A 24,501-nucleotide genomic window follows, 5' to 3' on the forward strand; every position below is an offset into this window, starting at 1 on the left:
CTGCATTCGATAACCGATCACGTAATTTCAATATTTTTCACCGCCTTTCTATTTATTTCTTTTGATAACACCTTACGCCCATCAAAATTTCTAAAGAAATAACCTCTGCTTTTTAAACCTCTATAATAAATGTTCCTTCGACGGTTATCATCCCAACTAATATTGATAAATATTTTATTGTGACAATGTCCAAATTCTGAAACAATAAACTCTTCAAATTCAGCCAATGCTTCTTTTGCAAAAAGCAACGTCTTTAAACCATCTTTTCCCGTCTGTTTGAGAAATGAATTAGAAATATCTTTTCTCTTTTTGTAAACAATAAACCAGACTGTAAATTCAGCAGTTCTTTGATTATCCCAATGCTCACCATAAAAAGTCATTTGAGCAGTCATCCCACTTGGCATTATTCGTTTTGCAACAAACGTATACTCATCTTCTTTAGGTATTAAAAATTTCAAAGCAACCATCCCATCCTTACCTATAGATACTATCGAGATATTCATCTAATTCATCCGAATCAATATCTGTCATCTGATTCATCGTTTCCTTATGGCCACACAAAAACGCCACGAAACCATCAATCTTTTTCTTTGATTGACGTTTACTTGGCGCTTTTTGTCCGTTGATGTTAGTAATTGCTACAACGTTCAAAGTGCAATAAAGGAATAATGGATTATCAAATTGAATTCGTTTCTCATAAAACAACCGTTCGACATCGTCAAAAGGAGCATTCAACACTTTAGGATATTGGGGAACCTCAACGCATTCCAATCCTAAGTTCTCCAATTTCTCAACAAGTTTGTCGCTCATCGCTGGATCATAATTCACTTGCTGTATATCGTATAAATCCATGCAGTCTTCGATGTACTGTAATATTTGATCTTGATCAATCATTTTTCCATCGCAAAACTCAACAAAACCTTGTTCAGCTAAATCGCTGTAAGGCACGTTATCTTCTTTTTCTCGAAACTCTAAATCTTCATTTGGAATAAAATAAAGCTGCTTCACTTTAAGAACCGCTTTTCCATCTTCATCCCACGTTGGGAAGTTTAAAGACACACAGGTCAAATCTCGTGTGCGTGATAAATCCAAACCAATGTAGCAAGGTTCACCGCTTAAATTTCCAAGTTCTTGGGTAGTAACCAAACACGGCTCTACTTGATCCTGTTCAAAGAAATTATCCGCACCGTTTACAAATACATCTAAGTGCTTCGTTAGAAATTCGGCTTTTGAATGGGCTGAACGTTGTGCCGTTTTAAACGCTGACTCCAAGGCGGAAAGATCAACTGATATTCCCCAGTTAGGATTGCACATTTCCCAGACTTTTCTATCCGTCCAATCATAGTTTTTATTTGGCTCATAGATTAAAACAAAGTTCGAATCATTATCATCGCGTTTCAACACTTCTTTTGCTTCGCGATATACGCGCATCCCAACCGACGAGGAACCTTTCCCAGCAGTTGAAATGTTAAACATCAATGGTTGTGGTAAAGATATCTGAGCAGACTTAAAATTGTCATACTGTTCCATTTTCTCTTGCTTATGCAGCTCATCATTCAATACAAAATATGGATTAGAACCTTCAATGTTATCGATATTCTTCGTTTGAACAATAAATTTATTAGAATAAGCCATATCTTCATGAATATAATCATAAGTAATACTAGAAACAGTTCCCTTTGGTCCTTTAAATATTTTAGTTCCTTCAAGTAGAATTGGATTGTTTAATATTGTAGCTGCAAAAGGTTTGGCAGCATATTGCGCTTGAGCAAAGTCAGAAGCGCATGCATAACAATCGACTGACAAGGCACCTTCTCCATACATTGCATAGCCTAATGAACCGACAGCGATCAATGTTTTACCGTTCTTTTTAGGGATTTGGACATACGCTTCACGAGTAACACGGACAATTTGCCCTTTTTCATTTTCTTTAACCCATCCATACATCCACGAGTAAATAAATTTTTCCCAAGGTTCTAAAATGAATGGCTTTCCAACCATCTCACCTTTTGTGTGAACAATAAACGACTCAACCCAGTCCATCATTTCATTCGCACGATCTACATCAAACCAAATATCTTTACGTTTTTTCCACCGATACCAACGATCCACTGCCAAACGAACAGTTTTAGGATATTTCCCAGGTTTCTTTCTTACTTCTTTTGAAAATAAATCGGCATAATTTACACCAGGTTCGATCATTTTTCAGTACCTGCCTTCTTACGCCATTTGTTTCTGTGCGCTGCTAGTTCATCTACTGGCTTTTCTTCTGGACGTGTAATTTCTTCATCTTTTCTTGCAGTCGATCCGCCAGTTATTTGTCTACCAGTTTTAGCCTTATTCGTTAGCCCCAACAAATCTAGAGCTTTCATTTTTTTATCTGCCCAAGTTTCTACTTGCTGCGCCAATGGATGCTTCGATTGATTAGTGGCCCCTGATTTATTCGTGAATTTTTGCGTCTCCGGAAAGCCTTTTTCCTTCCACAAAAGATATTTGTGTTGGTAAATTTCAAAAATATCCAAATATGATTCGATTAATGGATCAAGAGTGATGGTGTACAAATCAGACAAATTCATTATTTTTAAAATACGAGCTTTTTCAGCACTTACTTTTTCATCAACAATCGCTTTACGTTGCACTTTAGTCGTCATATTTGTGTACACCCCCCTTTGTTTTTTGAAAAATTTGATCTAACGATGCGCGTGACTCCCCGCTACCCTATCTCCCCACGCGAAAAAATTTTGAAAATGGATAGGGGGGGTTAATTAAAATACGAAGGAAAAACTTTTTTGTCTTCTGTTTCGTTTTCAACAATTGGATGACATTTTGAACATAAAAGCATGAGATTGTTTGGATCAAGCTTAAGCAGTTCATTGTCTTTGATTGGTACAATGTGATGGACGTGTGCCCTCTTTCCAAAGATGAACTGACCACATCGCTGACAGTGGCCACCTTCTCTTTCGTAAATAAATTGGCGCATATCTTTCCATGCTTGCGTTCGATAGAATGGTTTGTTCTCATGATGATAAACAGACTTTGCTTGCTGCTTCTTCTTGCGTGATCTGCTTGATCTCTTGTGTTCAGTACAGTAGATACCCTTTGCTATCTTGTTCGTGCATCCGTCAAACTGACAGTACTTCATTCTGCTTCACGAATAAGATGGATGATGTCTCCTTTTGCACGGACAGCACCAGGAATATCAATGCCATGTTTCTTAGCATATGCACGTAATTCTTTTGCAGTCATATCTTCCAACTCATCTGTTGTTCCATCGAACTGATCATCGGTAACTTTTTCTCCATCAAAGTCAGCAGCGGTGTTTCCATCGCTATCTAATTCTTCTCCCGATAAATGAATTTCTTCACCACTCTTGAACAAGACACCATCACCAACGATTGCCTTGGCAACTACAGTCATATCAGTCTGTTCACTTGTATCAAATTTAGGTTCTTGACCTTTCGGAACTACAACAGTCTTTTTCTTTTCTGAATCCCAATACTCTGTTCCCGTGATGGATGTTCTAATTTTGATCATTGCCATTTTGATTCTCTCCTTTGTAATTTGTGCTAATTACTTTTGCACCCATTCGCTCATACCATTCAACCTGTTCTTTTAAGTTAGGTAAGGTCCTAGAGATCAATGCTATGGTCAGCTGAATTTTCCGTTCTGTTCGATCAACTATTGCTCCAGAATATTTTTCAATAGTCAGGCTATTATCAATACTGACACTACAGTGGTTGCCATTCCAGCTTGGCTTGATATCGCTAATCACAATATTTCCATCGGCATCTTTTATTTCATTTTTAATCCAATGCCTACTGTTGTCATCTTCAATCGCTTTTTTATATGCAGTGGCCAGACTTGGTTCTACCTCGATGCTAAGTACCGCTTCATGAAAATCATTCATAGATAAAACTCCTTTCAAAATAAAAAGACCACTCAGCGAGTGATTCTTTATGTACCAGACAGCAGCAGTTGAAAGACGACAAGAACGTGTTTATTTTTTTGTGCGCTGCTGCCTAATCAAAGGCAATAGAAAAGAGCCACAGATACCAATTAATAAAACGGTTGGGATATCTTGGCTCTTTCATATTTTTTTGACACTAATAGAATATCATGCTTAAAGCAATAGAAACATAGCGCAAATGAGTGAACATTTAGTGAACATTGGATTTTTCAAAAAAGTGATATTTGCTGTTCAGACTCTCTTTGTTTATCATAATAATCAATTTCATTTTTCTTCTTCTGCCTATCATAAAAACTAGCTTCGTATTCATCTAAAAAGTCTAGCTTTCCTCGAATTTCTGCATGTTTTTTTCTAATATAAGAAGCACTATATCGAGTTTTTTCAGCTACCTGTTCTAAGCTCAATCCTTCAATGTACTTCATTCGTATGATTTCATTTTCCAGACCTTTGAAGGTTTTGATCAGCCGAAGCATTTCATCTTTGTCCTGGTTCAATAGAACGAGTTCGTTTGATATTTTTTCAATCTTCTCTTCAAGTGATGAAGAACGAGATTTATTATTGAGACGAACATTTGATAAGTCACCGCTGATCCAACGAGCCAATTCAAGTTTGCTTTTATTTAGATTCCACTCATAGTACAAAATCTGTTCTTCCAGTTCTTGATAATCTTTCAACCATTGAAATCTCACAAATGCCATCTCCTTATGGTAAAATAGTTATGGGCAGCTATCTCATAAAGAGGTGGCTTTTTTTTATTTTTAACGTAAAAGTGTGGCATTGCCATACCTTTGCCACACCTAATTTTCAAAGTGTGGCACCTTGTATCCTTACTCTCCCAAAGGATACAAGTCATTTACCACCTTTGCCATACTTTTTGCCACCCTTATATATATATTATTAATATTATATATTCTTCTTTTTTCTTTAAGTAATAAAAAAAAGTATGGTAAGTATGGCAATAGGGTAAATAACCCTTTAATACCAACGGTTTGGAGGTGGCACACTTTCTTGAAAAAAGTATGGCAATAGTGTGGCAAATTCGAAAAAGTGTGGCAATTATTCTTCATTACCATCAACTTTTTTATAGTAAAAATATCTTTTTCCCATCATCATACGTCTTGCTTTTTCATAACCTAACGATTTTAATCGTTGTGTGAATTTTGGCTGCGAGTAAGGTTTAGAACCAGCTTCATCACAATACTGCAGATATTCTTCATATACACCTTTTGCGATCATATTCTCATCAATACCGATTTGATGAATGAATCCAAGGAGTGAGTCACTTTCCACAAAATACTCTTCTGTGACCTTCTCGACTGTTTCGGAAGCGGAAAGGCGGCCGCCGTTGTTATTGATCCGTTCCATCGCATGTAATGCAATATTTAAGAGATACGACTTTGCGTTATCTGTGGATAGCTTCTCGTCAATTTTAGGATCGGCTTTCTTTACTTTGTTCTCACAAGGGATGACGACAACACGACGTGCGATCCCTCCTGATTTATCTTTAAAAGTTGGCATTTCATTTGCTGTAAATATCAATGTAGCTTTATTTTTTAATTTGTATGGCTTGGAATAGATGGGACGGACCATGATGGTATTTCCAGAAGCCAAAGTTTTGAAGTTCATTGATTTTTCCATGTAGCCTGCATCAATGTCATCACCGACGTTGACCAATTTCCCCTCTAATTCCATCACAGAAGTTTGGTCGTTGAACTGTTCCAATGCTAAGTTTAACCCCAAATCACCAATGAAGGCATTGAGCATTTCTAAGAACGTCGATTTCCCATTGGCTCCACTAGATCCAACTAGGAAAAATACTTTGTGGGGAAAACCTGCAGTCATTAAAATGTGACCAAGCAGCTCTTCCACAATCAATCGTAAATCCTTTTTATCCGATACTAAGAAATTTAAAAAGTCATCGACTGTTTGATCATAAGCGTCTGGATCGTAGTCAACATCTAAAAAGTATGGTGTGAACTCTTTTGTGGCCATCGGAATAATTTCCCCGCCATCTAGCATAAAATTGTTCCGGAATTGGATTGGAAAATCGTAGGTCTCAATCAATTCACCTTTGACAGGAAATAAATCAACCAACTGTTTCCATTTAGCGGGTAGCAGTTTGATACGCTTATCAATCAAACGAAGCAATTTATTTCGATCATTGATCCAGTAATTTGACTCCTTATGAAAAACAGCGCCGTTGAAAAATTTAATTTCTAACTCTTTGGCCAATACTTCGCTTGTTACAATCATATCTTTTGGATCCAAATAAAGTTGTTCCCGAATTTCTTTCTCACTAACCGAATTGACCAATGAATGGATATCCGTTGCTGGTAGCGGCTCTTTATATACTTCACTATTGATGAATTCGGCGATTTTTGTCAATGTATCATAATCAATCTCGTACATCTCACGAACGGCCATCAAATGTGAGTAAAGCGAACTATTTCGAGAACCTTCTTTCATGCCAGCGAGGGCTGTTTTAAGTTTGAGTGGCAACAATTCAAGTGGCAGCGTTGGTAAATCATCGAACATTTCTAAACTACCGTGCATTTTTCTAAGTTTGCCGTTTTGCTTGATCGTGCTAGTCGACTTGTTTCCTGTTTTATAATCGACTTGTGCGCCAGAAACGGTTAGTTTTTTGGTCCAATTTCGCAAAAGGACTTTATGGCCATTAATTTGAACAGGTCTTTTATAGTACAGGTGAATACCTCGTTTAGTCTCAAAAGCCAGTGTTGGATACTTTTCTAATAACTTATGACCAATTTCCGGATATTCATCAAAGTCGACTACAACTGTTTCTTTATTTAAAAGAATAGCTGCATTATCCAGTTTGTCCAAGTTGGTATAAAAATCCTCTAGGCTTTTTTGATCAGGCACTTTTTCACCTGGCTTCAATTTGATAAAATTCAACACACTATTTTTTCACCTGCCCTTAAAAACAATTTTTTTCAATTTGTTCGATATACCATTTGGTGTCTATATCTTTTTTTGTCGCTTTTTCGTAAGTTAAAAAAGACGCTGGAGAATTTGGTAACCTAGAATGCAGATCATTTCTTACCTGGAACACACCGCCATATTTATTACTATTTGCGGCAATGCCACAGATTGTTTTATTCAATTTGATATATCCATTGATTGTTTGTTGTTCTATTCCTGTAAAATCTCCCTGGAGCTTCCCAATAAAGCAGAACTCTTCAAGAGATTCTTTTTTATATTGATCAATGATAAAATTTTGTGGTTTTATTCCATTTACTACTGCTTCAAAAATACCGTTATAAATTACTGGTGTACTGTTTGATAAATAGGTTGGCTTTGCGAAAATTCCTTTTCGAACCAATTGACCATCTTCTTTTTGTAGTACGTAGTTATTGACGTCTTTTTGCCATACCTTATTGACTTTCGTGATACTCACTTGTAAATGTAGTTGTCGACACCATAGTTCTAAAAGATCACGAATCGTATTTTCCATCACAGGATTAATCCGGATTACAATACCGTCAGTGTTTGTTTGGATCAACTCTTCAAAAAAACTTTCTAAAACTAGAATGAGGTGAGTAATAATCAACTGACCGTTTACCGTAACCGAATAGAATTTTTGTGGATCGTACAACGCTGAATATGGATTGTTCATGGAGCCATTGATGGCATTGATCAAAATTTTATAAGCTAGTTTCCCTGTTTGAACCTTCTTTTTGTAAAGTTCATCGAATATCTCTGGACATTTAATGCCAACACTCAATAATTTATTATTTTGAATAATCGATGGGAAAAACTGATTAACATCAATCAATAAAAAGCAGCCTTCCCCTCGATATTTTTCTTTTGCTGCATGAACACCACCGACGCCAAACGTATGTGTCAAGTTGGCCAATGTCATTTTAAATTTTTCCTGTTTCAATTTTTCTTCTAATGTATTTTTATATCGATCTTTTATAGATTGATAAAAATGAACTAGACGTTCTGGCAATTCATTAAAAGGAACATATTGATCAAATTTAAACAATAGTATGTTGGGACGTTTCGGCATTTTTTTAGCTTGAAGAATTTCAGCAGCTAAATTCGCCCTGGTTTTCATGATCGAACGTGGTTTTAGCTGAAACTCTTTGACAATTTCAAACTTTGTTTCCAAATATTCTTCACGTTCTGAAAAAATAGCTTCACAAATTGCAATACGCTGTAAACAAAATTCTTCTGGTGTTTTGGCTTTAATCTTCATTCGCAAATTAAAACCAATTTCTTCAATCGTACAGTTTCTGGCTTCTTGACTTAAATCAATGGACAAATATTTTTGAAGAAATGAACTTTTTCCATCAGATAAAATCTTTGCCAAAAATTTATCACTCGTTTGGTAATTGCCATAACTGACTAAATAATGAACAGATGAGAGAGCCTGTTCAAGACTCTCTTTATCTGTAGCAGTGGTTATTTTGTCATCTGTTTTAAATATGGCTAGCCAACTATCATTTTTTTGGAATAACCAGTAAAAGGTGAACATTGGCTATCACTCCTTTTTTAGTAGGGAAGTTCTTCATCAGAAATGTCAGAAACATCAACATTAGAAAACTCTGATTGATCATCATAAGGGATAAAATCATAATTTTTGTAAGGCTTTGATGGATCCTTCTTGTTTGGTGATGATGTGATTTTCAAAATAAATTGACTCCCTAAACCATCTTGGAAAGCTTGCGCTAGTGTTTCTTCATCTTCCCAATCATCATCGGACAATTGCAATCCGATCACACTAGCTAGTTTACCGACCAACTTGATATTTTTTTGTAAAACAAAATTTGGTACTGCAGATTCATCAAAACCTAGACTGACAAATTCTTTACGCCCTGCAGCTTCACCGACTGTTACTTCCATAGCGAAGGACAATGCTTCCCAACCGCTTTGAAATACTTTGTGTTCTGCTTTTTCTAGTTGTACATCGTATTCACCATCAGACAAGCTTTCAAATCCGCCTGCATTCGGATCATCTGTTTTTGGATCAAATCCTGCTAATACTTCGTTTGCTAAATCTTTTAAACCCATGTTAAATTCCTCTTTTCAATATATTTTTTTTATTAAATTTTTGGTTTGATTCGCTGTGCTTTTTGTGTAGTTGTGGCTGGTTGAGTCTTAGATGCCGTTTGATTAACCGGAGCTGTTTTTCTTGCTTCTGGTTTAGCTTTGGCAATTGGTTCAACTGGTTGAACAACCTCTTCACTGGGCTTTTCTTCTGCAGCTGTCAAAATATCTTCTTTTTTCTCAATTTCTTTGACGATCTCGTCTTGTTGTTTCTTGGTTGTCTTAGCTGATTTACCGAATACACCAGTGATTGAATCGAGAATTTTCAAAATTGCTTTATCATCGACTTGATCACGCATATAATCTTTACGGCGAGCTTTGGCCACACGAATGTAATTCTTCCCAACCTTTTTGCACTGGATAGATAAATCGCAGTTTCCGTTGACGATGTTTTGATGTTTTTCTTTTAGTGAAGGAATATCGATTTCTGTTTGACCTTCCATTTTGGTGGCATTTCGAGAAATGTAAATCACATTCATCGGCAAAGATTTTAATTCTATAACCAGTGATTGGAAAATATTGGTGAATGCTGCATAACCTTTTCCATACGGAATATCTCCCAATGTTTCAACGTTCTCACGGTCACAGATATATTGCTCGATCATGACGACAATATCATCGATAACATCCAGTACGACTGTCTCATAAGTGTGTTTTTCCGTTTGCAGCGCTGTAATCAATTTATCCAGCTGATCGATCACGGAACGTTTGATTTTACCGTTTGGATCCTTGATGTTTCGCAATTGAACAGATGGAACGGTATTCGCCTCTGCATTGCCGTCAGTATTAAAAACAATAGGATTTGGGAACTGCGAAGCCAGAAACGACTTGCCGCCCATCGTTGGCCCCCAGATAAAGAAATTTCGTGGTGTGTCTTTTGGTGTTTGTGGTTTGTTTGGTGGTAGTACGCTCATTTTTGATTTTCCTCCTCTACAATAATAATTTCGCTAGGATGCACTGCTTCCTCATCTTTATCTTTAAACCAGAACACACCAATTGGATACTCTGGATCATCATCCATCGCTTCAATTCTGCCAGTGTCTCCAATTTCAGCAGACAGACCCTCATCGAGTTTTTTTATCAGTTTTACGGTTTGACCTACTTTGAATTGATTCATGCTAGAAATCCTCCTTCTACGATTTCTTTACTACGAGCAAACTCTTCCGTTACCTGGGCTTCGTAATAGTCGCCAAAATCTTTATGGTGTTTGGCTACAATATTTTGTTTCAAAATAGAGCCCTTTGTTTCATCAAGCATTTTGGTGATCTCTTCTTCCGCTTCTTTACGAGTAGTTGCGTAGAATTTAGTTGTCTTTTGTAATTGTCGAATCATTTGTTTTCCCCCTTGAATAAAATTACGAGTATAAAAATAGTTATCACAACAAAGATGTATAGAAAAATCATGTAGATTCCTCCTCGAATTCCAATGGATGTCTTTTATTAGCTTCAATTAATATCCTGGTATATTCTTCTTGTGGAATTCCTTCTTCATGAGCAAACTGTTCAATCAGCATAGAAATAAATGTATGCTTGGTGATTCTGTCTAAACTTGATGACATTTCTTTTCTGTAACCGTACCCTTGCTCTTTGATCAGTCTGAAACTACCTACCACTTTTTTATTCATCTGCTGTCCTCCTTATAAACTCTCTTACTCCGTCTCAATATCCCCGGCAATTTAACGCTCATGAAATTTCCTACTTGCCATTTGCATCCGTACAGAAGGCAGCACACTAACCAAAACACAAAATACACATCAATAATTAGGTTAAGTACTTTCCAAACAATCTCTAAGATTCGCATTTGCTGTCCTCCAGTTTTTTTATTCCTCCAAATACTTGAATTGTCTGCCTTTTGAATCTATATATTGCATACGAGCCCGCTTATGAAGAGCTTGTCTGCTTATCCCAAAGCTCTGACACAACGTTTTTGCATAGCCATCTGTTAAAAGTTTGCCCTCGTGGTAAACGCAGATAACTCGTTTGCGATTCTTTTTTTGTCGTACTTTTGTTTCACCGTTAGCAATTCTAGCTAAAGCTTGGACTGTATCCACTTTTACCGGATCAAACATCCATGCTGTAGTCGAAGTTAGTCTAAGAAGTTCTTTCCAAGCTTCTTTTTTGTCCACTATCATCACACCCTTTTGATTCGAATAGAACCTTTGATTTGTGATTCTTTTAGATATTGATCATAGATGTCTGGTTTTTCTTTTTTTAGCTTCGTACCGTCTATTGATTGGCGAGTAGTAGGTAAGACTCTGGTAATAACTAAATCGCCAGTATCAATTTTTTTAATGTCGTTTTCTTCCATTTTCTGATAGAGCTGCTCACGAAAGTCTTTCTGCTGTGCTTTGATTAACTTTGCCTTTTCTTCAAATTCAAGCATTTGAAGTTCGAAGCGCTCGACACGAGCAACTAATTTATCAATATCGTTTCCAATGGAATAGTATTCTTGTTCCGTCATATCGGGTTTCTCTTTCAAATACTCTACTCTGATCCAGAAAGTCTCGATTGAATCTAGAATTTTTTCAATATAACCTTGATCACGTTCAATTTCTTTGATAACCAAGTTTTTTCGATCAAACTCCAAATCAAAATCTTTTGGACGGTGATACATGGCCAACCATCCGTAATCGCAATCGGTTTGATGGAAATACAATTGCATTTGAGCCTCGTATACTTTTTCAGTTGGATTGGCTCCGTGTGTTTTAATTTCTAGTAACATTTTGTTTTCTAAATCAATACCGTCGACATTCGATCGAATCATGTCATCTTTATTAATAAAAGTATCCGGATGAAAATTTAAGCTGTTCATTGTGTTGATGTAATCACGTATAAGTGGTTCCATCTTGTTACCGAATTGGATATAAGGATTGCTGCTTTTATCAGGTTGAACGATTCCAGCTTTTTCTTTGGCCAGCTCAAATTGTGTTTTGTATTTCGATAGACCTAAGATCACCGGGACATCTGATCCGCCAACATACTGCGTACGTTTCTCTGTAACATTTTTATCTACTTTTTCGATTCCGAACATTGTTTTCCTCACCTTCTAATTCTTTTTCGATAGCGGCTGTTACTGTAATAAAATGAATCAATATTTTATTTTTTCTTGACCTGAATCGATTGATATCTTTTCTGGTAAAAGCATCTTCACTAAGTGAATTCATTTCAAAGCCAAGATCTTCCAACCAATGGGCCAAACTGTTTTTGTCCACTTAGTTCATTCCCCCATTCTTGTACTCATATAAAGCTCTTCTGAAAAATCTTGCTTGTTCTCTAACGCCTCGTAAACAGCTTGCTCGATCGTTCGTTGTGTGATGAAACGATAGACTGTTACTTTCTTCGTTTGACCATTTCGATAAGCTCGTCCTAACGCTTGACTGTAATCTTGATAAGAATAGGTGGGCGTATAGAAAATGACTGTATTTGCGTACTGTAGCTCAATTCCTGCACTACCAGCCATGTATTGGACAAAGGTGACACTATTCTTCAACTCGCTCCAAGAACTCTTAGACGGCAAATGAGAGTCCTTTCCGCTCACTTCAAAGAATTGTTTATTTTTGATTTTTTTCTTTAGAGCATCAATTTCTTTTTGATAGTAGTAAAAAATGACGATATTATTCTCGGTCCCTTCACAGAGCATTTCGGCGTAGTCTAACTTATCTTTTTGATTCGCATAGTACCGCAAGCCGTATGCCAGTTTTGAAGGTGTGTCAAACTCTTCGGCACCCAACACTCGTTGCTTGGCCACTTTGTCATAATCAGATGACCGCATAAAATTCACGTCTTCAAAAATCAACGGTGGCAAGTCCAGAGCTTCATCTTTTGAAATAGACACAGTGAACGAATGATATTTATCATGTAACTGATCCTCGTTGATCCATCCTTCAATTTTTGGAATTCGCCGATTTCCTAGATACATCGTGCCCCATTTTGCATAGCGATCATTCATTTCTTTTTTTGATTTGAAATAGCCAAACATAATGAAATAGTTGTACGTGTCTTCCCAACCATTACTTGCCGGCGTGGCCGTCAACAATACAAAATGACTTGATTGTTTGGCCAACTTTGCTGCGGCTTTTCCACGTTGAGACGTTGGATTTTTGATGTAGTGAGCTTCATCAAATATTACAAACCAACCTTTATACATCTTGTATAAATCAGCTAATTTTCCATAACTCATTTCAGAAAATTGAATCTCGATTTTATAGAAGTCACAGACGGCTTGAATGTCTCTCCGCCATCCACCTTCTTTTAATTTTTGTGGTGGAGCTATTAATAAAATCGGCTCACCGTTGCTGTGTTTCAAATAATGATGAATAGCCATGATTGTTTTTCCTGTTCCTGTATCTGCTGCGTATAGGAAATTAGGATCAGCGCTATCGACTAACTGCTTTTGAAACTTATATAACATTTCTGCGTTTGAGCACTGTGGATACATCTTCCACGCTTCTTGCGACAATTGCCACACCTCCTGCATTTTCTATTTTGTTTAGTTTGCTTTTTTGAAGGGCACTAACCGTTCCACCACCTGGGCGCTTCACTTCGATACCGACGAATCGTCCATTGACACAAGCTAATATGTCGGGTGTGCCAGCTGGTTGATACATGGATCCGTGAACTTTCAAATAGTAGGCCCCTAGTTTATCTAGATATTTCTTGATGCTGTTCTCAGCTTTCTTTTCTGGCCCAGACATGCTAAACTCTCCTTGTAATTAGTATTTTTCAGGACACGATTTTGCTTGCCGGCGTTCGTGTCTTTTTTTCATTTCGGTAAATTCTTTATTCCCAAGAGCAGTTCGTCTTTTTGGTTGACTTGCTTCGTTTGACTTAGGATCGTCAAATTCTTCGTTCCTTTTATAAAACATTGCCACCATTCCAAGCCATGGTCCTAAGTCTGAAACAGTCCAAACCAAGTCGTTTTCTGCTAGAAACTCATCCATCTCCTCTGGTGTAACTTGTTTATTTTGTAAGGCATAGGCCGGAATAAAGTTTCCCGATCTATGACAAGATAAAACCTTTTGAGTTGCATTCATCTTTTTCTCTCCTTTTATAAAATGGCAAAAACAACAGACAATAAAATGACGTTTAGAACTAAACTGATATAGCAAAGTGCTTGCAGCTGACGAGCTTTGTATACTGGCTCTTTGTGTTCCGCAAGTGTTGCGAGCAGCATTTTATTGCTTATACGTCGCTTAATTGGTTTTCTAAATTCCATCGTGTGTACATGCTCCTTCCCTTCTGAAAAATATCGATCAATAATACGTTGTGCCTCTTCTTTCGTTTTGACGGTATGAGACATATGTCCGTCTGTAATTGTGATCTCTGTCATGTATGTCCTCCTTTTAGATTTTGTATTTAGCCATCAGCTCATCGATGTCTTTTTTGTCATACCTTAAAAAGCCATCTATACGAATTTCTTTTAACCCATGAGCTACTAGCTTCTCAAAGCCTTGATCATTTACACCTCCCACATATTTTCTAGCTTCGATTTTTTTCAAGTATCGTGTTTCTGACAAATTCTTTTTTGAAAGCTGACTAAGTGCATCCTTCACAACTTCAACAATTGCGATTCTCAAACGAGTCAGAAACTCTTCACTTAGAATATTCATGACTAGCCTCCTATCGAATTTTGTAACGTGCAATTATTTCGGTTATTTGTTCAGGGTATTTCCCTGGGTTATTTAAAATCTTTCTGAGATATTGCTCGCTGATAGTCAACGCACTAGCAACATCGGGTATTCCCCAACCTTTTTCTTTGAAATGATCTAAAATTTTTTGCCGCACTTTCTCTTCGTTTGCCATTTCCCTACTCCCTTCTCTTTAATTAGTAAACAAATTTAACAACTATTTTCTAAACTATATTGACATTATTAGATTATTAATCTATACTGAATCCATAGTTAAATAAGACATTAAAACGTTGATTTAAAAGCTTTCTTGGCGGTTGGCATTTATTAATCAATAGTGTTTTTGTTGTCTTTTTAGTTGTTAAATTTGTTTACAAGACACAGTATAGATTATTAATATAAACTAGTCAATAGTTTTATATTATTTATCTAAACTTTTTTTTGTAAGCATTCAGAAAGGTTGTTAAATCAATGAATACTTATGAAATAATAAAAGATTTAGCTAAAGAAAAAGGTCTTTCTATTAGGCAATTGGAGATAAATTTCGGATATTCCAACGGATACATTGGCAGTTGGAAAAGACAAACTCCTAATTCTACAGAATTAGCTCGACTTGCTGACTATTTCGACGTATCTGTAGATTATTTACTAGGACGTACAAAAAAGAAAAAATATTATGATTTGACGGAAAAGGATGAGAGAGACATTCAAAAGGAATTACAATCATTAATCGATGATTTGTCTAACGCTGATGGAATTGCCTTTTCAAAGAAAGATGGCGAAATGAGCGAAGCAACACGTGAAGCCCTCATTATTTCTTTAGAGAACGCGTTGCGAATAGCTAAAATAGAAGCTAAGAAAAAATATACACCTAAAAAGTACCGTAACTAAAGGAGATTGTCGCCCATGGATTTACCCCACATTGATGAAAAAATTGAGAAGTTGGTAAAAACCTATCAAACACGCAATCCTTTTAGAATAGCGCGGGAATTAAGAATAATGGTCGTTGAAGAGGATTTAGCAGATATATACGGATATTACAGCAAATTCAAACAGATAAAAATGATTCATATAAATTCTAATTTAGATGAGATAGGAAAATGGATAACTTGTAGTCATGAGTTAGGTCACTGTGTTTTACATCCAAATGAAAACACACCTATGTTGTCTAAAAAAACACTAGTATCTGAATTAAAAATTGAAAAAGAAGCAAACTATTTTGCAACTCATCTGGTTGTTGATCCAACGTTGGATGGCTTTGATCATATGACAAAATATGAAAAGCTCGTCTGCTTTGGATTGCCAGATGAATTCGTTCGTTTCTTGTGAATTATAATACAACATAAGGAGGATATAGGTGAAAATAGGAATGAGAAAACCAAGTATAAAAAAATCCATAAGCGCTAGAACCACTGGAAAAGCAAAAAGAAAAGTAAAAAAAGCAGTTATTCCTGGTTATGGAAAAAAAGGTAGCGGCTGGATTAAAGACCCAAAAAAGGCTGCTTACAACAAAGTATACAAGAAAACTACATTCAGTTTTTGGGATTTATTTAAATAAAAAAAGCCCGTGCGGCAACACGGACTCGAAACCTTATTTCTAAGATTCCCCAATAAAAATCATATCATAGAAATGAGGAATAAAAAATGAAAAAAATGATAGGAAGTCTGTTAGTTCTTGCTTCCCTACTACTCTTCACTGCTTGTGGGAAAAAAGTAACCACAGATGATTTAAAAGCTAATGATTGGTTGATTGAAGCAACCAAAGATGATGAACCAAATATGATAGCATCATTTTCTGATCATATCGTTTCTTTTAGTGTTGACACAAGCAAAATGAAATCTACAGCTAGCGATGAGTGGGAAGCCATGGGAGAAGAATTTGCTAAAAGCCTAGTTGATCAAATGAATTATAAATTTGAATACACACTCGAAGGTAATGTTATGACTTGGAAAGACGACAAAGACAAGAATAACGATGCCAAGTATACCGTTAGCAAAGAAGACAAAAACATTATTTTGACTCCAGAAAAATCTAATAAATCTGATGATAAAGAGAAATTAGTTTTAAAACCCTACAAAAAGGAAAAAACTAAAGAATCTAGAACAACTACTAGCTCAACAAGTAGCAACGAACAATCATCTTCGACTACAACAGAAAGTACTATTACATCTTCTAGTACAGTAGAACAAGCTGCTATTGCGCAGAACACGCCTCCTGAAACTAGTAGTACTTACTCAGCGGAAAGTGTAGAAAACTACGCAGAAGCTACTCCAAGTTCAAACGTGGAACAAGGAATGACGGCACCTAGTACAACTGAACAATCAGTTCCGCAAGATTATGTACCTGCAGGTCAGCCACCACAACCAGCTCCACCCGCTTCTTCGTCTACGGAAACATCTGCTGGCTCGACGACTACTGTACAATCAGGAGAAAGTCCAAAACAAGTAGCAGAACGTGTAGGTATAACGGTGGATCAATTGTTTGCATTAAATGGAATTGACCCAAATAATTACTTCCTATATCCAGGACAAGAATTAAGAATCAAATAAAAAAGCACATTTGCCGACCGACCAAGAACGCAAATGTGCAAAGAGCTACGGTAAAGTAGGTCTATTTGTTGTACCCTATTTTACCATCTCGAAATCCACTGTACAACCGAACAAACGTACGAAAGGAAAGATAAAAGATGGCAAAAAAAGAAATTGATAAACGAATTAAAAAACACTTAACAAAAAAAGGCGAAGAAAAATATCAGTTTAGTCTGTACTTAGGAGTTGATCCGCTAACAGGGAAAAAAAGAAAAACAACGAGACGAGGTTTTAGTACGCCATTAGCCGCTGAGAGAGCTTTAAAAAGATTGGAGGCAGATATACAGGAAAAAGGACTGCAAGCTTCTACAGCTCAAAAGAGCAAGAAATTCGAATATGTTTACAGCTTATGGTTTGAGAATTATAAAAAGACAGTTAAAGAAAGCACTTGGTCCTCCACCAAACAAATTTTTGACACACATATCTTAAAAGTGTTTGGAGATAAGTTCATTGACAAAATAGACGTTTTTTTCTGTCAAGAAGCAGTAAATACTTGGTCTGATAGCCATCCTAAAATTTTTAAGAAAATAAAAAATTACACATCTAATGTTTTTGATTATGCTGCTTCTTTACAAATCATAACTAGCAATCCTATGAAATTAGTTTCTGTTCCACGCGGAGAAGCTCTAGACATCGAAGATAAAAATATCGAATTTTATACTAAAGAAGAATTAATCGAATTTCTAGAAGCAATAAGAAACGATGATGATGAAAGATATTTATTCTTTTCCCTATTGGCTTTTACAGGTATAAGAAAAGGAGAAGCTTTTGCACTGACCTGGTCGGATATTGATTTTAAGAGCAAAACACTCAATATTAATAAAACTGTAACAAGAGGTTATCAAGGGAGATTGATCGTAAATACTCCTAAATCAAAATCTGGAAAAAGAAAAATTTATCTGGACAATGATTTGATCAGTTTATTGAGAAAGTATTATACAAAAAACAAAACGACCGTTACAATCCAAAGCGAAAACTTAATTTTTCACCATGATGGTCTTCTCTATAACCCTACAGTTTCACGTTCGTGGCTTAATGTCATATATAAGCATCATCCAGAATTGACTAAAAGAATCACTACTCATGGTTTTCGACATACTCATGCCTCTCTCCTTTTTGAATCAGGAGCTTCTTTAAAAGATGTTCAGGAACGTTTAGGGCATGCAGACATTCAAACTACTTCAAATATCTACACTCATGTAACTGAAACTCAAAACAAAAAAGTCATCAATAATTTTGTAGCATTTATGAAGAATAGTACTCAGGGGGAGTCAAAAGGGGAGTCAAAAAATATTTTAGGCTAAATTACAACAAAAAAAGACACGATCGAAATCGTGTCTAATCGTTGATATATAAGGAAGGTACGGGGATTGAACCCGTGCGCCGGTATTAGCCGGTTCGCCGGATTTCGAGTCCGGTGCATTACCACTCTGCCAACCTTCCGCAGATTCTATTTTTAAACTTTTTTCGTAAAATGTCAAGGGTCTTTCTGAAGAAAGATGGGCGAAAACGTTTTTTCTTTCTATTCACGTACACTTGGCTTCTTTTCCATCAGCGTCTGTATTGCTCCCACTAAAACAAACCCATTGACGGATCTTCTAGTCAACGGGCTTATCCTCGTATAAAAGCTGTCAGCTGATTTTTTCAGGATTTTCTAACGCCAAGATCGAATCGATGGTCCGTTTGATCAATGCAATGATCTGTTCTTCTGTCGGATGCATGATGTTTGATGACATCAAAGAGGCTAGGCCAGTAACAGTTACCCATGTCCCTGTGTGCAGCGCATCAATGTATTCGTCAGACAGCTGGTTGTATCGCTCGTCCTCTTTGACTATTTCTCGGAAATAATTATAAGAGAAATCATGCATTTTCTTACCGTCTCCATGCTCATCGATATACAACGCCATGTAGAGACTATGATGTTTTTTTGCAAAGTAGATGTAGTTCAATCCCAAATCGATAATCTTATCGCCAGTGCGTTCAACAGGGAATACCTCTTCTTTGAGTTGTTCAAAAATAGAATCCAGTAACGTGTTCTTCAAATCTTCCATGTTTTTGAATTCGAGGTAGATTGGCTGAGTGGAAATCCCCATTTTTTTCGCAATATTCCGCGCAGTAAATCCTTTGAACCCTTCCTTTGCAACAACATCATAAGCAGCTTTTAGAATTTGATCCTTGGTATAGACTTTTCTTCTCATTAAAACTCCCCCACTTCTTTACTGCAGTATATGTTGTTTTATTGTAACCGATTTTTAGTGAATTTGGCAAATATTTTACTCAAATTGTTATGTTTTAACTATTTTTCTTATGAATTTTTAACAAAGCAGCAATAGATAGAAGATTTGATTAAAATAAATGAGTCCCCTTACATTTTTTATTTTTAATATGAAACATAGTTGACCTTCTCTTTTCATTCAAGTTATAGTTAAAGAAAACGAAAAAGAAGGTGTGTAATGAAAAATAAAACTGACGTTATTTATATTCATCCTCAAAAAAGAATCGTTTCACAGAAAAGAAAGTATCTATATCTCACATTTACTGGTCTGTTTTTTTTACTTGTCGGTTTGGTTTCTGAGAGCCCTGCTGCCAATTGGAAGGGGCTGTCTGTCATTTTGACTTCCCCTAGCAACCTCTTGACAGATTATTTAGCTTTAGGTGGTTTTGGAAGCGCATTTATAAATGTCGGGATATTGACGCTGCTTTCAGTTCTCTTAGCTTATCGTCATCAGGTGATGCTGAATGGTCCGATGTTCGCTTCCATTTTGACAGTGACAGGATTTTCCTTTTTCGGCAAGAATCTGTACAACTCGATTTCGATCATTCTAGGGGTCTACTGTTATGCGCGTTTCGTCCACAAACCTTTTTCTCAGTATATCATGATCGGGTTATTCGGAAGTGCTTTATCTCCAGTCGTCAGCTATATCACGTTCGGTATGGATTTTCCTTTTGTCTGGGGCATTCTTTTAGGAAATCTGGCTGGTGTGATCATTGGTCTTTTGCTCCCGCCTTTAGCTGCCCAGACATTGACTTTTCATCGAGGATTCACTTTGTATAATATCGGGTTTACTTCAGGATTGCTTGCAATGGCATTTACTGGTATCCTGAGATTGTTTAGCTATACGATTGAAGAACATTCACTGACTTCCACTGAGTACCATTACCCGCTGATGTGTATTCTCTTGACGTTTTTCTGTTTAACAGCCGTTTGCGGATTTTGTTTCAATTCCTATCGGCTGACAGGGCTTAGAGATATTTTCGAAACTTCTGGAAAACTGACGACTGATTTCATTGCCAATTCGGGTATTGGTGCGACCTTGATTAATATGGGACTTGTTGGGCTACTCCTTTCTTCTTATGTTCTCATCATCGGAGGAAAATTGAATGGCCCGGTCATTGGCGCTATCTTGTCTGCATTCGGGTTCAGTGCATTTGGGAGTCATGTAAGAAACAGCTTCCCGATACTGATCGGGATTTATCTGGCTTCGCTCTTAGGCACATTCCATGAGCTAACTAGTACAGGAATGCTTGTTGCAGCCGCATTTGGAACAGGTCTTGCGCCTATCAGTGGATTTTACGGCAGTATTTATGGCGTGCTTGCTGGTTTTCTACATATTGCACTAGTCCACAATGTCAGTTCCTTGCATGGCGGGTTGAATTTATACAATAGCGGCTTTTCGACGGGATTCGTTGCGGGTATTTTAGTTCCTATCCTAGACAACTTTACCGCTATCAGAAAGGAAAAAAGACATCTTGGAAAAAGAATTATCAAAAAGAATCATTGACGAGCTGCTCACTTACCTCTATTCTCACGAAATAACCGATATACGTATCGGGATAACATTCACCGAAGAAGGTTTCTTTATCGAGATCCAAGGGGAAACAGAGATACAACCAGATGACTTGACCGATTTTGCAGAATTGATGAATCATCCTCGCGATCCAAGTATGGATATCTATTATCAGGAACTACTGGGAAATCCTTGTCACGACCGCGAAGATTATCATTTGCTAGGGAGTTTGATTGATGATGTCGAAGTGATGTACGATCAGCCTGTTTTAAATATCAAGGTTTTCCGAAGTCCTTCTTAGAAAAAATAAGCCGGAGCTGAGACAAAATTCTTGTCTCAGCTCCGGTTTTTCGAATAAACGGTGTTCAAAAGCTTGCAGCTTCGACACTAAGCCCAACCAGATGAAAAATATTAAGAAGCTATTTTTCTCTGATTGTCCTTACTGCTTGATGCAGAGTAGCTTTTTGACAACCTTTTTTCTACCATGGCTGCGTGGTTGGACCAACTGTAAACTCACTGACATTGACGTCTGCTGGCTGATTGATCGCAAATAAAACGATGCGAGCAATCCGATCAGGTGTGATCCCGTATTGTTCATATAATGCGGTCATTCCTTCTGCTGATGACTCATCTGTGATTGTTTCTAACAGCTCTGTATTGATGGCAGCTGGATAGATCGTAGCTGTGCGGATATTCGTTCCTTCTTGTGCTGATTCCATTCGTAACACTTCCATGAGATCTCTCACTGCCCATTTCGTTGCGCCATACACTGCGCCTCCAGGATAAGCTTTTAATCCGGCAACGGATGATGTGGTGATTACATGTCCGGATTTTTGCGCAATGAATTCAGGTAAAACAGCAGCTAAGCCATTGAGAACTCCTTTTAAGTTGATATCGACCATCTGGTTCCATTCATCTGTTTTCAGGGCAGAAAGTGGGGAACTTGGCATGATTCCGGCATTCAGGAAAATGACATCCACTTTTCCATAAGTCTCTTTAGCAAATGCAACAAGTCTTTGGTTGTCTTTTGGATCTGTCACATCCGTTACTTGGTAGACTGCTTCACCGGATCCAGCGTTGATTTTTTCTACGATTGCTTTTAATTTTTCTTCTCTTCTTGCTGCTAATACGAGCCTAGCGCCTTCTTTTGCCAGCAGCAGTGCCGTTGCTTCGCCGATTCCGCTAGAAGCGCCTGTGATGATGACTACTTTTCCTTTGATATTTTCCATTGTGTACTCCTCCTCAGTTATCCAATCGATCGTATGCTTCATCTGTGACTGGTTCTAAAAATTCTGATGCACCTGCAGTGATCGCCAAGTGTTCGAACCAGCTGTCTTTTGTTGCGCCATGCCAGTGTTTGACTCCTTTTTTCGTCACTACGACGTCTCCCGGTGTTAATCGTTGTGGTGCTTTTCCTTCTTCTTGATACCAGCCTTCGCCACCAGTGACTAAAAGGATCTGATAGCCATCCGTATGCACATGCCAATAGTTACGGCAACCTGGTTCGAATGTGACATTCCCTACGCCTACAGAAACGTCTGGATCACTAACAAGCATCTTTAGATAGCTTTGCCCGGTAAATACATCTGCATAAGCTTCGTTCTTATCTCCAGCCGGAAAAATCACGCCGTTTTTCACTTCTTCATTTTTTTCCATTTTTCTCATTCTCCTTTATCTATTCGTTTTTTTATTTATTCCTTTTTTACTTATCTTCTTGATAGATCTCTTTGGCTATATTAAAGGCAGACCATGCTTTTGGCCAACCTACATAAAATGATAAATGGGTGATCACTTCCGCGATTTCTTCTTTCGTTATACCATTTTGCTTCCCGATTTTCAGATGTGCAGGCAACTGTTCAAAATTACCGCCGGAGATCAACGCAGAGATGGTAATGAGACTGCGCTGGTGCAGTGCCAGTTCTTCTTCTCTTGACCATACTTCTCCAAATAACACCTCATCATTTAATTCCGCGAATTTTGGTGCAAACTCTCCCAACTGTTCGTGTCCTGCTGTTTGTTTTTCTGCCATTGCTATCCTCTCCTTTTATTATGATTCAACGAACCAACTTGGCTAAGCCAATATTGAATCGCTTTGTCTGATTTTTCTGCCCTTGATCCCCGTATTGCCAGACCGGTTTTCACATCCGCCTCGGGACATAGGGTCTTAAGCTTCTTCAAGCTACTGCCGAATCCACTTCCTTCATGTGTACAAAATGGATAGATCGTTTTTCCCGAAAGATCATGCTGTCTTAAGAATGATGTCACGACTGCTGGAAGCGTGTTGCACCAGTTAGGGTAACCTAAAAAAACGACTTCATCCTGCGAAAGATCTTCAGGTAGTATTTCGATTTCCAGATTTCTGGAAGTTCCCAGTTCATCCACTGCCCGTTCGATCGTCTCCTTGTAGCTTCTCGGATAGGCATCTAGGGGCTGAAGAGAGAGCAGAGTTGCTTGTAGCAAATCAGCGATTTTCTCAGCAACAATCTGGGTATGTCCGACTGGCAGTTTTTTTATCTTGCCATGAACGAAATTCTCTCCAGAACGAGAAAAATAAATGATGATAGCCATTGTGCTCACTCTCCTCTCCTGTGTCTTCTATATTACGCTAATTATCGATAAGGTCTAATGCTTATGCTCTTCCATTCCTATGCTTGATAGGCATAGAAGAGTCTTTTTTTATAATTTGGAAAAATTAAATAAGTCTTTAGTAGGATGTTTTTTTCGCTCGAATCTTTTATACTTACCTTGAACTTACAAAAATGTTTGCTAGATGTCATCCGAAAAAATGGCGGATTCGTCGGTTTTTCATATAAAGTAGTAGTAAGAAAGAAACCTCTAAGGAGTTGATGGATAATGAATGTCGCTGTATCACGAAAATTAATCAATTTCATCTCGATCATAGGGATTGGTTTATCAATTGCATTAACGATCTACTTTTTTAATCTAGGTGTTTTCAAAGATTTAGATTCTTTGAGAGGATTAGTTGGTGATTCGATCATCTTGGGCCCAATCATTTTTATCTTCATCCAGATCGTCCAAGTCGTTATCCCTATCATTCCTGGAGGGATCAGCACAGCTGCTGGTGTACTGATTTTCGGTCCTTATGCTGGGTTCATTTACAATTATCTGGGCATCTGTATCGGATCTGTGATCATTTTTCTGCTTGGACGTCGTTACGGGAAGCCTTTTATCCTATCCATGATCAGCGAGAAGACATATGCTAAATATATCGGCTGGCTAGACAACCAGAACCGGTTCGAAAAACTGTTTGCTCTTGCGATCTTCCTTCCAGTGGCGCCAGATGATGCTCTTTGTCTAATGGCTGGCTTAACGAATATTTCTGTAAAACGATTTACGCTGATCATTCTGATCGCTAAACCGCTATCGATTTTCTTGTATAGTATGGCGTTGATCTATGGCGGGCATTTCTTAAGCGGATTGCTAGGCTAGAACAGTGTGTC

At 37.4% G+C, this 24,501-nt stretch carries 36 protein-coding genes and 1 tRNA gene; 8 read left to right on the forward strand and 29 right to left on the reverse strand.

Translation table 11 applies throughout. From position 1 onward, the window contains the following. Positions 1–17: 17 nt before the first annotated feature. From G7Y42_RS06285 to G7Y42_RS06395, 23 genes are all read right to left on the reverse strand, one after another. Positions 18–503: a hypothetical protein gene (locus G7Y42_RS06285; protein WP_165004707.1), complete on the reverse strand. Its 486-nt coding sequence runs from the start codon at positions 501–503 to the stop codon at positions 18–20. Then, on the reverse strand, positions 475–2,202 hold the full coding sequence (locus G7Y42_RS06290; RefSeq protein ID WP_165004705.1) for a terminase TerL endonuclease subunit: 1,728 nt from the start codon (positions 2,200–2,202) through the stop codon (positions 475–477). The genes G7Y42_RS06285 and G7Y42_RS06290 overlap by 29 nt, the downstream gene beginning before the upstream one ends. Then, positions 2,199–2,651: a P27 family phage terminase small subunit gene (locus tag G7Y42_RS06295; RefSeq protein ID WP_069972692.1), complete on the reverse strand. Its 453-nt coding sequence runs from the start codon at positions 2,649–2,651 to the stop codon at positions 2,199–2,201. Before G7Y42_RS06295 ends, G7Y42_RS06290 begins: the two co-directional genes overlap by 4 nt. Positions 2,652–2,761: 110 nt before the next feature. After that, a complete protein-coding gene (locus tag G7Y42_RS06300; protein WP_002304435.1) occupies positions 2,762–3,142 on the reverse strand; it encodes an HNH endonuclease signature motif containing protein in 381 nt (126 codons plus the stop codon). Next, on the reverse strand, positions 3,139–3,540 hold the full coding sequence (locus G7Y42_RS06305; RefSeq protein WP_165004703.1) for a Rho termination factor N-terminal domain-containing protein: 402 nt from the start codon (positions 3,538–3,540) through the stop codon (positions 3,139–3,141). The genes G7Y42_RS06300 and G7Y42_RS06305 overlap by 4 nt, the downstream gene beginning before the upstream one ends. Next, the gene (locus G7Y42_RS06310) at positions 3,521–3,907 is read right to left on the reverse strand and encodes a hypothetical protein (protein ID WP_060789834.1); all 387 of its coding nucleotides are present in this window, start codon (positions 3,905–3,907) and stop codon (positions 3,521–3,523) included. The genes G7Y42_RS06305 and G7Y42_RS06310 overlap by 20 nt, the downstream gene beginning before the upstream one ends. A 269-nt stretch (positions 3,908–4,176) precedes the next feature. Further along, complete coding sequence (locus G7Y42_RS06315) at positions 4,177–4,656, reverse strand: hypothetical protein (RefSeq protein ID WP_165004701.1); 480 nt, start codon at positions 4,654–4,656, stop codon at positions 4,177–4,179. Between the two features lie 367 nt (positions 4,657–5,023). Continuing rightward, entirely contained in the window at positions 5,024–6,883 is a 1,860-nt protein-coding gene (locus G7Y42_RS06320) for a phage/plasmid primase, P4 family (RefSeq protein ID WP_206215443.1), read from the reverse strand. Between the two features lie 19 nt (positions 6,884–6,902). Then, entirely contained in the window at positions 6,903–8,465 is a 1,563-nt protein-coding gene (locus tag G7Y42_RS06325) for a hypothetical protein (protein ID WP_165004699.1), read from the reverse strand. Between the two features lie 17 nt (positions 8,466–8,482). After that, positions 8,483–9,001 (reverse strand): DUF669 domain-containing protein, encoded by a 519-nt coding sequence (locus G7Y42_RS06330; protein ID WP_165004697.1) that lies wholly within the window; start codon positions 8,999–9,001, stop codon positions 8,483–8,485. A 32-nt stretch (positions 9,002–9,033) separates the two neighbouring features. Then, on the reverse strand, positions 9,034–9,951 hold the full coding sequence (locus tag G7Y42_RS06335; RefSeq protein WP_165004695.1) for an AAA family ATPase: 918 nt from the start codon (positions 9,949–9,951) through the stop codon (positions 9,034–9,036). Further along, on the reverse strand, positions 9,948–10,154 hold the full coding sequence (locus G7Y42_RS06340; protein ID WP_148411348.1) for a hypothetical protein: 207 nt from the start codon (positions 10,152–10,154) through the stop codon (positions 9,948–9,950). The genes G7Y42_RS06335 and G7Y42_RS06340 overlap by 4 nt, the downstream gene beginning before the upstream one ends. Then, positions 10,151–10,369 (reverse strand): hypothetical protein, encoded by a 219-nt coding sequence (locus G7Y42_RS06345; RefSeq protein ID WP_165004693.1) that lies wholly within the window; start codon positions 10,367–10,369, stop codon positions 10,151–10,153. Before G7Y42_RS06345 ends, G7Y42_RS06340 begins: the two co-directional genes overlap by 4 nt. Positions 10,370–10,436: 67 nt before the next feature. Further along, positions 10,437–10,661 carry a hypothetical protein gene (locus G7Y42_RS06350; protein WP_165004691.1) on the reverse strand — a complete coding sequence of 75 codons (225 nt, stop codon included), beginning with the start codon at positions 10,659–10,661 and terminating at the stop codon, positions 10,437–10,439. Between the two features lie 195 nt (positions 10,662–10,856). Next, complete coding sequence (locus G7Y42_RS06355) at positions 10,857–11,168, reverse strand: hypothetical protein (protein WP_165004689.1); 312 nt, start codon at positions 11,166–11,168, stop codon at positions 10,857–10,859. Continuing rightward, positions 11,168–12,067 carry a lambda-exonuclease family protein gene (locus G7Y42_RS06360; protein ID WP_165004687.1) on the reverse strand — a complete coding sequence of 300 codons (900 nt, stop codon included), beginning with the start codon at positions 12,065–12,067 and terminating at the stop codon, positions 11,168–11,170. The genes G7Y42_RS06355 and G7Y42_RS06360 overlap by 1 nt, the downstream gene beginning before the upstream one ends. After that, a complete protein-coding gene (locus G7Y42_RS06365; RefSeq protein WP_165004685.1) occupies positions 12,042–12,248 on the reverse strand; it encodes a hypothetical protein in 207 nt (68 codons plus the stop codon). Before G7Y42_RS06365 ends, G7Y42_RS06360 begins: the two co-directional genes overlap by 26 nt. A 5-nt stretch (positions 12,249–12,253) precedes the next feature. Beyond that, complete coding sequence (locus tag G7Y42_RS06370) at positions 12,254–13,447, reverse strand: DEAD/DEAH box helicase (RefSeq protein WP_165004937.1); 1,194 nt, start codon at positions 13,445–13,447, stop codon at positions 12,254–12,256. Beyond that, complete coding sequence (locus tag G7Y42_RS06375) at positions 13,437–13,730, reverse strand: VRR-NUC domain-containing protein (protein ID WP_165004683.1); 294 nt, start codon at positions 13,728–13,730, stop codon at positions 13,437–13,439. The genes G7Y42_RS06370 and G7Y42_RS06375 overlap by 11 nt, the downstream gene beginning before the upstream one ends. A gap of 18 nt (positions 13,731–13,748) precedes the next feature. Then, positions 13,749–14,069 carry a hypothetical protein gene (locus G7Y42_RS06380; RefSeq protein ID WP_165004681.1) on the reverse strand — a complete coding sequence of 107 codons (321 nt, stop codon included), beginning with the start codon at positions 14,067–14,069 and terminating at the stop codon, positions 13,749–13,751. A 14-nt stretch (positions 14,070–14,083) separates the two neighbouring features. Beyond that, a complete protein-coding gene (locus G7Y42_RS06385) occupies positions 14,084–14,365 on the reverse strand; it encodes a hypothetical protein (RefSeq protein WP_165004507.1) in 282 nt (93 codons plus the stop codon). Positions 14,366–14,378: 13 nt separating this feature from the next. After that, positions 14,379–14,645, reverse strand: coding sequence for a hypothetical protein (locus G7Y42_RS06390; protein ID WP_025481550.1), 267 nt, complete (start codon positions 14,643–14,645; stop codon positions 14,379–14,381). 10 nt (positions 14,646–14,655) lie between these two features. Further along, positions 14,656–14,838, reverse strand: a complete 183-nt coding sequence (locus G7Y42_RS06395) for a helix-turn-helix domain-containing protein (protein ID WP_165004679.1) — start codon at positions 14,836–14,838, stop codon at positions 14,656–14,658. Between the two features lie 296 nt (positions 14,839–15,134). Here G7Y42_RS06395 and G7Y42_RS06400 point away from each other — a divergent pair, with 296 nt between their 5' ends. The 5 genes from G7Y42_RS06400 to G7Y42_RS06420 all read left to right on the forward strand — a co-directional run bounded on the left by G7Y42_RS06400 (position 15,135) and on the right by G7Y42_RS06420 (position 18,556). Continuing rightward, complete coding sequence (locus G7Y42_RS06400) at positions 15,135–15,554, forward strand: helix-turn-helix transcriptional regulator (RefSeq protein ID WP_165004677.1); 420 nt, start codon at positions 15,135–15,137, stop codon at positions 15,552–15,554. 15 nt (positions 15,555–15,569) lie between these two features. After that, positions 15,570–15,992 carry an ImmA/IrrE family metallo-endopeptidase gene (locus tag G7Y42_RS06405; RefSeq protein ID WP_165004675.1) on the forward strand — a complete coding sequence of 141 codons (423 nt, stop codon included), beginning with the start codon at positions 15,570–15,572 and terminating at the stop codon, positions 15,990–15,992. Between the two features lie 28 nt (positions 15,993–16,020). Then, a complete protein-coding gene (locus G7Y42_RS06410) occupies positions 16,021–16,221 on the forward strand; it encodes a hypothetical protein (RefSeq protein ID WP_002317583.1) in 201 nt (66 codons plus the stop codon). Between the two features lie 86 nt (positions 16,222–16,307). After that, on the forward strand, positions 16,308–17,213 hold the full coding sequence (locus G7Y42_RS06415; protein ID WP_165004673.1) for a LysM peptidoglycan-binding domain-containing protein: 906 nt from the start codon (positions 16,308–16,310) through the stop codon (positions 17,211–17,213). 137 nt (positions 17,214–17,350) lie between these two features. Next, positions 17,351–18,556, forward strand: a complete 1,206-nt coding sequence (locus G7Y42_RS06420; RefSeq protein WP_165004671.1) for a site-specific integrase — start codon at positions 17,351–17,353, stop codon at positions 18,554–18,556. A 51-nt stretch (positions 18,557–18,607) separates the two neighbouring features. Here G7Y42_RS06420 and G7Y42_RS06425 read toward each other — a convergent pair. Next, a tRNA-Ser gene (locus G7Y42_RS06425) sits at positions 18,608–18,695 on the reverse strand. Between the two features lie 188 nt (positions 18,696–18,883). Beyond that, positions 18,884–19,450, reverse strand: coding sequence for a TetR/AcrR family transcriptional regulator (locus G7Y42_RS06430; RefSeq protein WP_165004669.1), 567 nt, complete (start codon positions 19,448–19,450; stop codon positions 18,884–18,886). A 255-nt stretch (positions 19,451–19,705) separates the two neighbouring features. On the opposite strand from G7Y42_RS06430, the gene G7Y42_RS06435 reads away from it, so the two are divergent. Both G7Y42_RS06435 and G7Y42_RS06440 read left to right on the forward strand, forming a co-directional pair. Next, a complete protein-coding gene (locus G7Y42_RS06435; protein ID WP_165004667.1) occupies positions 19,706–21,034 on the forward strand; it encodes a DUF1576 domain-containing protein in 1,329 nt (442 codons plus the stop codon). Then, on the forward strand, positions 21,003–21,341 hold the full coding sequence (locus G7Y42_RS06440; protein ID WP_165004665.1) for a hypothetical protein: 339 nt from the start codon (positions 21,003–21,005) through the stop codon (positions 21,339–21,341). The genes G7Y42_RS06435 and G7Y42_RS06440 overlap by 32 nt, the downstream gene beginning before the upstream one ends. Positions 21,342–21,519: 178 nt before the next feature. Here the strand turns inward: G7Y42_RS06440 and G7Y42_RS06445 are convergent, their stop codons facing one another. From G7Y42_RS06445 to G7Y42_RS06460, 4 genes are read right to left on the reverse strand one after another with little or no spacing between them, the layout of a single operon-like run. Next, entirely contained in the window at positions 21,520–22,269 is a 750-nt protein-coding gene (locus G7Y42_RS06445; protein WP_165004663.1) for an SDR family oxidoreductase, read from the reverse strand. Between the two features lie 13 nt (positions 22,270–22,282). Further along, the gene (locus G7Y42_RS06450; RefSeq protein WP_165004661.1) at positions 22,283–22,696 is read right to left on the reverse strand and encodes a cupin domain-containing protein; all 414 of its coding nucleotides are present in this window, start codon (positions 22,694–22,696) and stop codon (positions 22,283–22,285) included. Between the two features lie 46 nt (positions 22,697–22,742). Further along, positions 22,743–23,069 (reverse strand): carboxymuconolactone decarboxylase family protein, encoded by a 327-nt coding sequence (locus G7Y42_RS06455; protein WP_165004659.1) that lies wholly within the window; start codon positions 23,067–23,069, stop codon positions 22,743–22,745. 2 nt (positions 23,070–23,071) lie between these two features. Beyond that, complete coding sequence (locus G7Y42_RS06460) at positions 23,072–23,608, reverse strand: flavodoxin (RefSeq protein ID WP_165004657.1); 537 nt, start codon at positions 23,606–23,608, stop codon at positions 23,072–23,074. A 285-nt stretch (positions 23,609–23,893) separates the two neighbouring features. Between G7Y42_RS06460 and G7Y42_RS06465 the strand changes: the two genes are divergently transcribed. After that, positions 23,894–24,490, forward strand: coding sequence for a VTT domain-containing protein (locus G7Y42_RS06465; protein ID WP_165004655.1), 597 nt, complete (start codon positions 23,894–23,896; stop codon positions 24,488–24,490). Positions 24,491–24,501 lie beyond the last annotated feature (11 nt).

Source organism: Enterococcus sp. ZJ1622 (assembly GCF_011038845.1).
Taxonomy (GTDB): Bacteria; Bacillota; Bacilli; order Lactobacillales; family Enterococcaceae; genus Enterococcus_B.